Here is an 8128-nt window from a genome sequence, read left to right on the forward strand (position 1 = left end):
GTGCGTACCGGGCTGAGAGGCGGTGTAAGTGAACTGTAGTTGCCATGTTTTACGGCAATGAGAGCAGAGATAGCGCTGATGTCCGGCAGTGCTTTTGCCGTTACGCACCACGCCTTCAGTAGCGGAGCAGGAAGGACATCTGATGGAAATGGAAGCCACGCAAGCACCTTAAAATCACCATCATACACTAAATCAGTAAGTTGGCAGCATTACCAGGAACTCCGTCCGAACGTGAATGCTGCACATCTTATGGAGTTCGCCCGTCGATGACAACACGGGCAGTTGATAATCAATGGCCTGGCCCCCACATTCATATCCTTACGAATGATTTTTTTCTGGTCTTCAGAGCAGCACAGGACAGCAATGAAGCGACTTAAAAATGAACTTAATGCGCTGGTGAATCGGGGTGTCGACAGACATCTGCGCCTCGCCGTAACCGGACTAAGCCGCAGCGGCAAAACAGCGTTTATCACTGCTATGGTCAATCAGTTGCTCAATATTCACGCCGGAGCACGCTTGCCGCTGTTAAGCGCGGTGCGTGAAGAGCGCCTGCTGGGCGTAAAACGCATTCCTCAGCGTGACTTTGGCATTCCGCGCTTCACATATGATGAAGGACTGGCGCAGTTATATGGCGATCCTCCCGCCTGGCCGACGCCAACGCGCGGCGTCAGTGAAATCCGCCTGGCGCTACGTTTTAAATCGAACGATTCGCTGCTACGCCACTTCAAGGACACCTCCACGCTGTATCTGGAGATTGTGGATTATCCCGGCGAATGGTTGCTCGACCTGCCGATGCTGGCGCAGGACTATTTAAGCTGGTCACGCCAGATGACGGGCTTACTCAATGGTCAGCGCGGCGAATGGTCGGTCAAATGGCGAATGATGTGCGAAGGGCTGGACCCGCTAGCACCTGCCGACGAAAACCGGCTGGCAGACATTGCCGCCGCGTGGACCGATTATCTCCACCACTGTAAACAGCAGGGGCTGCACTTTATTCAGCCAGGGCGCTTTGTCTTGCCAGGAGATATGGCAGGTGCGCCCGCGCTGCAATTCTTCCCGTGGCCGGATGTCGATACCTGGGGCGAGTCCAAACTGGCGCAGGCCGATAAGCACACCAATGCCGGAATGCTGCGCGAGCGGTTTAATTATTACTGCGAGAAGGTGGTGAAGGGGTTCTATAAGAATCATTTTCTGCGCTTTGACCGCCAGATTGTGCTGGTTGATTGCCTGCAACCTCTCAACAGTGGGCCACAGGCATTTAATGATATGCGTCTGGCACTGACGCAGCTGATGCAAAGTTTCCACTACGGGCAGCGTACCTTGTTCCGGCGTTTGTTTTCGCCGGTTATCGATAAGCTATTGTTTGCTGCCACTAAAGCGGACCATGTGACCATCGATCAGCACGCCAATATGGTTTCATTACTGCAACAACTGATTCAGGATGCCTGGCAAAATGCGGCGTTTGAAGGGATTAGTATGGATTGCCTGGGGCTGGCCTCGGTGCAGGCGACCACCAGCGGCATTATTGACGTCAACGGCGAGAAAATTCCGGCATTGCGCGGTAACCGGCTCAGCGATGGTGCGCCACTCACCGTTTATCCCGGTGAAGTTCCTGCGCGTTTGCCCGGTCAGGCGTTCTGGGACAAACAAGGGTTCCAGTTTGAAGCGTTTCGCCCGCAGGTGATGGATGTCGACAAACCGCTGCCGCATATTCGTCTTGATGCCGCGCTGGAATTTTTAATAGGAGATAAATTGCGATGACCGAACCGTTAAAACCACGTATTGATTTCGACGTCCGCTGGAGGTCGATCAGAATCCAAAATTCAGGGCGCAGCAGACCTTTGACGAAAATCAGGCGCAAAATTTTGCCCCGGCCACGCTCGATGAAGCGCCTGAAGAAGAGGGGCAAGTTGAAGCGGTAATGGATGCAGCGTTACGTCCGAAACGCAGCCTGTGGCGCAAAATGGTGATGGGCGGGCTGGCTCTGTTTGGCGCAAGCGTTGTCGGGCAGGGTGTACAGTGGACAATGAATGCCTGGCAAACTCAGGACTGGGTGGCGCTGGGTGGATGTGCCGCTGGGGCATTGATTATCGGCGCTGGCGTAGGTTCTGTGGTAACAGAGTGGCGGCGCTTATGGCGCTTGCGACAGCGCGCCCATGAACGCGACGAAGCGCGCGATTTGTTGCACAGCCACGGCACGGGCAAAGGCCGCGCATTTTGCGAAAAACTGGCGCAGCAGGCGGGTATTGATCAGTCTCATCCAGCGCTGCAACGCTGGTATGCCTCAATCCATGAAACGCAAAACGACCGTGAAGTGGTCAGTTTGTATGCGCATTTGGTCCAGCCAGTTTTAGATGCCCAGGCGCGGCGCGAAATCTGCCGTTCGGCGGCGGAATCAACGTTGATGATTGCGGTCAGCCCGCTGGCGTTGGTCGATATGGCGTTTATCGCCTGGCGCAATCTGCGTTTAATTAATCGCATCGCCACGCTGTATGGCATTGAACTGGGGTATTACAGCCGTTTGCGTCTGTTTAAGCTGGTATTGCTGAATATCGCTTTTGCCGGAGCCAGCGAACTGGTGCGCGAAGTGGGGATGGACTGGATGTCGCAAGATCTCGCTGCTCGTTTGTCTACCCGCGCAGCTCAGGGAATTGGTGCTGGACTTCTGACGGCAGACTCGGGATTAAAGCTATGGAGCTTTGCCGCCCGCTGCCGTGGATTGACGATGACAAACCTCGCCTCGGGGATTTCCGTCGTCAGCTTATCGGTCAGGTGAAAGAAACGCTGCAAAAAGGCAAAACGCCCAGCGAAAAATAATGCAATATCGGGTGCTGACCGGATATCTTTACGCCGAAGTGCCCGTTTTTCCGTCTTTGTGTCAATGATTGTTGACAGAAACCTTCCTGCTATCCAAATAGTGTCATATCATCATATTAATTGTTCTTTTTTCAGGTGAAGGTTCCCATGCGTCTGGAAGTCTTTTGTGAAGACCGACTCGGTCTGACCCGCGAATTACTCGATCTACTCGTGCTAAGAGGCATTGATTTACGCGGTATTGAGATTGATCCCATTGGGCGAATCTACCTCAATTTTGCTGAACTGGAGTTTGAGAGTTTCAGCAGTCTGATGGCCGAAATACGCCGTATTGCAGGTGTTACCGATGTGCGTACTGTCCCGTGGATGCCTTCCGAACGTGAGCATCTGGCGTTGAGCGCGTTACTGGAGGCGTTGCCCGAACCTGTGCTCTCTGTCGATATGAAAAGCAAAGTGGATATGGCGAACCCGGCGAGCTGTCAGCTTTTTGGGCAAAAATTGGATCGCCTGCGCAACCATACCGCCGCACAATTGATTAACGGCTTTAATTTTTTACGTTGGCTGGAAAGCGAACCGCAAGATTCGCATAACGAGCATGTCGTTATTAATGGGCAGAATTTCCTGATGGAGATTACGCCTGTTTATCTTCAGGATGAAAATGATCAACACGTCCTGACCGGTGCGGTGGTGATGTTGCGATCAACGATTCGTATGGGCCGCCAGTTGCAAAATGTCGCCGCCCAGGACGTCAGCGCCTTCAGTCAAATTGTCGCCGTCAGCCCGAAAATGAAGCATGTTGTCGAACAGGCGCAGAAACTGGCGATGCTAAGCGCGCCGCTGCTGATTACGGGTGACACAGGTACAGGTAAAGATCTCTTTGCCTACGCCTGCCATCAGGCAAGCCCCAGAGCGGGCAAACCTTACCTGGCGCTGAACTGTGCGTCTATACCGGAAGATGCGGTCGAGAGTGAACTGTTTGGTCATGCTCCGGAAGGGAAGAAAGGATTCTTTGAGCAGGCGAACGGTGGTTCGGTGCTGTTGGATGAAATAGGGGAAATGTCACCACGGATGCAGGCGAAATTACTGCGTTTTCTTAATGATGGCACTTTCCGTCGGGTTGGCGAAGACCATGAGGTGCATGTCGATGTGCGGGTGATTTGCGCTACGCAGAAGAATCTGGTCGAACTGGTGCAAAAAGGCATGTTCCGTGAAGATCTCTATTATCGTCTGAACGTGTTGACGCTCAATCTGCCGCCGCTACGTGACTGTCCGCAGGACATCATGCCGTTAACTGAGCTGTTCGTCGCCCGCTTTGCCGACGAGCAGGGCGTGCCGCGTCCGAAACTGGCCGCTGACCTGAATACTGTACTTACGCGTTATGCGTGGCCGGGAAATGTGCGGCAGTTAAAGAACGCTATATATCGCGCACTGACACAACTGGACGGTTATGAGCTGCGTCCACAGGATATTTTGTTGCCGGATTATGACGCCGCAACGGTAGCCGTGGGCGAAGATGCGATGGAAGGTTCGCTGGACGAAATCACCAGCCGTTTTGAACGCTCGGTATTAACCCAGCTTTATCGCAATTATCCCAGCACGCGCAAACTGGCAAAACGTCTCGGCGTTTCACATACCGCGATTGCCAATAAGTTGCGGGAATATGGCTTAAGCCAGAAGAAGAACGAAGAGTAAGCGCGAATATGCCTGATGGTGCAACACCATCAGGCATATTAACTTATGCTTTCAGTACAGCCAGAGCTGCTTCGTAATCCGGCTCGGTGGTGATTTCATCCACCAGCTGGCTGAAAATCACATTGTCATTTTCGTCAATAACCACAACGGCACGCGCTGCCAGACCTTTCAGTGGGCCATCAGCAATTGCCACACCGAAGGCTTGCAGAAATTCAGCGTTACGGAAAGTGGAGAGGGTGATAACGTTGTTCAGACCTTCTGCGCCGCAGAAACGAGACTGGGCGAACGGCAGATCGGCAGAAATACACAGCACAACGGTGTTGTCGATCTCGGTTGCCAGTTGGTTAAACTTACGTACTGATGCGGCGCAAACACCGGTATCAATACTCGGGAAAATGTTCAGCACTTTGCGTTTACCCGCAAACTGACCGAGGGTGACGTCAGACAGATCTTTTGCCACGAGAGTAAAAGTCTGCGCTTTGCTACCCGCCTGCGGGATGGAATTGGCGACTGTAACCGGGTTGCCCTGGAAATGAACGGTTTGTGACATGATTATCTTTCCTGTTTACATATAGTTAACGTCACACCTAGTTTATGCTAACTGTCAATAACACAGCAAACGCTATTTGCGCTTAATCCGCAGACCACCGCGACAACAAGGAGTAAAGATGAGAACCGTTAAGGTATTTGAGGAAGCCTAGCCCTTACATACCCCGTTTGTGATTGCCCGGGGAAGTCGCAGTGAAGCGCGCGTGGTGGTGGTTGAACTGGAAGAAGAGGGTATTAAAGGCACCGGCGAATGCACGCCGTATCCGCGTTATGGAGAAAGTGATGCCTCGGTAATGGCGCAAATTATGAGCGTCGTGTCGCAATTAGAGAAAGGGCTGACACGGGAGGAGTTGCAAAAAATTCTCCCTGCCGGCGCAGCACGTAATGCGCTGGATTGTGCATTGTGGGATCTGGCCGCGCGAAAACAGCAGCAATCGCTGGCTGATTTGATCGGCATAACGCTTCCCGAGACAGTTATCACTGCACAGACGGTAGTCATCGGTACGCCTGATCAGATGGCCAATAGTGCATCAACACTCTGGCAGGCAGGCGCGAAATTACTGAAAGTGAAGCTGGATAACCATCTTATTAGTGAGCGGATGGTGGCAATTCGCACAGCTGTGCCCGATGCGACGCTGATCGTTGATGCAAATGAATCCTGGCGTGCAGAAGGGTTGGCGGCGCGTTGCCAGCTATTGGCGGATTTAGGCGTTGCGATGCTTGAACAACCCCTTCCTGCGCAGGACGATGCGGCGCTGGAGAATTTTATTCATCCGTTGCCGATTTGTGCTGATGAGAGTTGTCATACACGTAGCAATCTGAAGGCGCTGAAAGGGCGCTATGAGATGGTTAACATTAAGCTCGATAAAACCGGTGGTCTGACGGAAGCGCTGGCGCTGGCGACTGAAGCGCGTGCACAAGGTTTCAGTCTGATGCTGGGCTGCATGTTGTGTACCTCTCGTGCCATTAGCGCCGCTTTACCGCTGGTGCCGCAGGTCAGTTTCGCCGATCTTGACGGACCGACCTGGCTGGCGGTAGATGTGGAACCGGCGCTTCAGTTCACGACGGGCGAATTGCATCTTTAGGATGCCAGCGCAGCAAGTTTGCCATCGCAAAGAGATATTTTTCGCTGGCTTCGTCGGAGGAGATGGGCGGAAACTCTGCGGTGATGCAATGCAAGTTGAGATCTGCACACCAACTGCCGAAAGAGCCAGGCGTTTCATAACCGACGCTGGTTACCAGAGGCAATTCAAACGCCTGGGCCAGCCATTCGCCTAATTCGCTGTGTCTGGGATCTTCAATACAGGCCAGTGGATCGTGGAATGAGACCACCCAGGCAGGTTGAATGCGGTGTATAAGCTGGCACAGCGCCTGGGTTTCAGGTTCTGAGCCAGGTTTGTCACCTGTCAGTAATACGACATCACGTTCTTCAGCGGCGCTGTTCCAGCGATAAACCGTTTCACCTTCCTTCCAGTTCGCCGCCGGAAAGTTTCTGTTTAAATCCACACCATTAGCATTGGCCCGTAACCCCAGCTGGCAGCCGTCAGGATTCACACACAGCACCACATGATGGCGGCGCAAAGAAGGTGTCAACGTCCGCAGAGCACAGGAGAGCGTGACGACCGAAGAGTTTTCATCACCGTGAGTGCCAGCCAGAATCAAACCACTTTCGCGGCTGGCTGCAGGGGCAGGAAACCAGATTAACGGCGCGCCCAATAATGAACGTCCGTAATGTTCTGTTCCGGGCGGAAATGCGCCGCGTTCGGCGCGTGGGCGGGTTACGGTCATGATCGTCTCTGGTTCAGGAAGTATTACAGGCAGTGTTGTGCAAATTTTGCGGATTATCAAATCCTTTTCTTCAACGCTATGTCATCGATCTTGTATCACTTTTTTTGCCGGAAGTTGTTTGCATTTTTATTGATGTGCAGATATTAGAATTATGCTGACTTAGATGTAAGTCGTAATGTTATATACATGGCGTATTTTATTCTTACTGGTTCTACACATGTTAATCGCATCGGATTGATCAGTTCACCTTAATAAGTTTAATAAATCGTACTGCACATAGTACATTACGATGGTAACTATGTAATTGATTTACATGAATAATGGCTTGTCACCATCAGTCACGGGTTGATTGATACCTATATTCTCACCAATGTGTTTCTCAGGTTTATCGATGATATCTGTGATTAATGCTGCGACACTCTTACGTGATACGATCGTACCTTTGAATGGTTCATTGCGTGAGGTAAGCTCATAATCAATAATATCTTCATCAGTCAGCCAGGCAGGGCGAAGAATTGTATATTCCAGTCCAGAAGCCTCAATTGCATCCGCAGCCCTGCGGAATGGTTTTAGGGGCTCACCAATAACTGCATTATTCCATTCGCCAAATTTTCCTGGAACTTCATCATAAATACCGAGGGAAAGAACAAAGATCAGACGTTTAACATCACAGGCTTTCATCGCAGCGATCACTGAATTTGCCTGAATATCTAAATCTTCCCCCGTAAGGTTGGCATACACAACGTCCTGTCCCTGCATGGCCTGCTTCAGTGCTGCATGATTCAGTACATCTCCCATAATAATCTTGCTATTAGTTGGATAGGGTTTGTGGATTTTTGCTGGCTGACGGGCAAATAAAGTTTGTTTAATGGTTTGTTTATCTGCCAGTTGATTAATCACATTGAGGTAGCCTGAGTTTAACGGACACTCCTTCCTGAAATAGAATGGCATCAGAAGGAGCTAATAATGAGCAGAAAAAACCAACGTTACTCTAAAGAGTTCAAAGCCGAAGCTGTCAGAACGGTTCTTGAAAATCAACTTTCGATCAGTGAAGGCGCTTCCCGATTATCCCTTCCTGAAGGCACTTTAGGACAATGGGTTACCGCCGCCAGAAAAGGGCTCGGTACTCCTGGTTCCCGCACGGTGGCTGAACTGGAATCTGAAATTCTGCAACTGCGTAAGGCGTTAAATGAAGCTCGCCTTGAGCGAGATATATTAAAAAAAGCAACAGCGTATTTTGCACAGGAGTCGCTGAAAAATACGCGTTAATCGAACAATGGCGACA

General features: G+C 51.4%; 6 protein-coding genes and 3 pseudogenes. 5 read left to right on the forward strand and 4 right to left on the reverse strand.

Annotation, left to right across the window (positions count from 1 at the left end):
- Positions 1 to 159: IS1 family transposase (locus BHE85_RS06710; protein ID WP_032277379.1), on the reverse strand; the 159-nt coding region annotated here is incomplete at its 3' end.
- Positions 160 to 363: 204 nt separating this feature from the next.
- On the opposite strand from BHE85_RS06710, the gene BHE85_RS06715 reads away from it, so the two are divergent.
- The 3 genes and pseudogenes from BHE85_RS06715 to tyrR all read left to right on the forward strand — a co-directional run bounded on the left by BHE85_RS06715 (position 364) and on the right by tyrR (position 4506).
- Entirely contained in the window at positions 364 to 1761 is a 1398-nt protein-coding gene (locus BHE85_RS06715) for a YcjX family GTP-binding protein (RefSeq protein ID WP_000825790.1), read from the forward strand.
- Positions 1758 to 2817: pseudogene (locus BHE85_RS06720) on the forward strand (DUF697 domain-containing protein). The gene BHE85_RS06715 and the pseudogene BHE85_RS06720 overlap by 4 nt, the downstream one beginning before the upstream one ends.
- Positions 2818 to 2964: 147 nt before the next feature.
- Complete coding sequence (gene tyrR, locus BHE85_RS06725) at positions 2965 to 4506, forward strand: transcriptional regulator TyrR (RefSeq protein ID WP_001300658.1); 1542 nt, start codon at positions 2965 to 2967, stop codon at positions 4504 to 4506.
- Positions 4507 to 4549: 43 nt separating this feature from the next.
- Here tyrR and tpx read toward each other — a convergent pair whose 3' ends face one another.
- Positions 4550 to 5056 carry a thiol peroxidase gene (gene tpx, locus BHE85_RS06730; protein ID WP_000084384.1) on the reverse strand — a complete coding sequence of 169 codons (507 nt, stop codon included), beginning with the start codon at positions 5054 to 5056 and terminating at the stop codon, positions 4550 to 4552.
- A gap of 118 nt (positions 5057 to 5174) precedes the next feature.
- Between tpx and ycjG the strand changes: the two are divergent.
- A pseudogene (gene ycjG, locus BHE85_RS06735) lies at positions 5175 to 6140 on the forward strand (L-Ala-D/L-Glu epimerase).
- Here the strand turns inward: ycjG and mpaA are convergent.
- A complete protein-coding gene (mpaA, locus tag BHE85_RS06740) occupies positions 6115 to 6843 on the reverse strand; it encodes a murein tripeptide amidase MpaA (RefSeq protein ID WP_000219122.1) in 729 nt (242 codons plus the stop codon). The pseudogene ycjG and the gene mpaA overlap by 26 nt on opposite strands.
- A 309-nt stretch (positions 6844 to 7152) precedes the next feature.
- On the reverse strand, positions 7153 to 7794 hold the full coding sequence (locus BHE85_RS06745) for an SDR family oxidoreductase (RefSeq protein WP_001117440.1): 642 nt from the start codon (positions 7792 to 7794) through the stop codon (positions 7153 to 7155).
- Positions 7795 to 7809: 15 nt separating this feature from the next.
- Here BHE85_RS06745 and BHE85_RS06750 point away from each other — a divergent pair.
- Positions 7810 to 8128, forward strand: a pseudogene (locus tag BHE85_RS06750) (transposase); the annotation flags it as partial.

It is taken from the genome of Shigella sp. FC1567 (assembly GCF_001743015.1).
Lineage (GTDB): Bacteria > Pseudomonadota > Gammaproteobacteria > Enterobacterales > Enterobacteriaceae > Escherichia > Escherichia coli.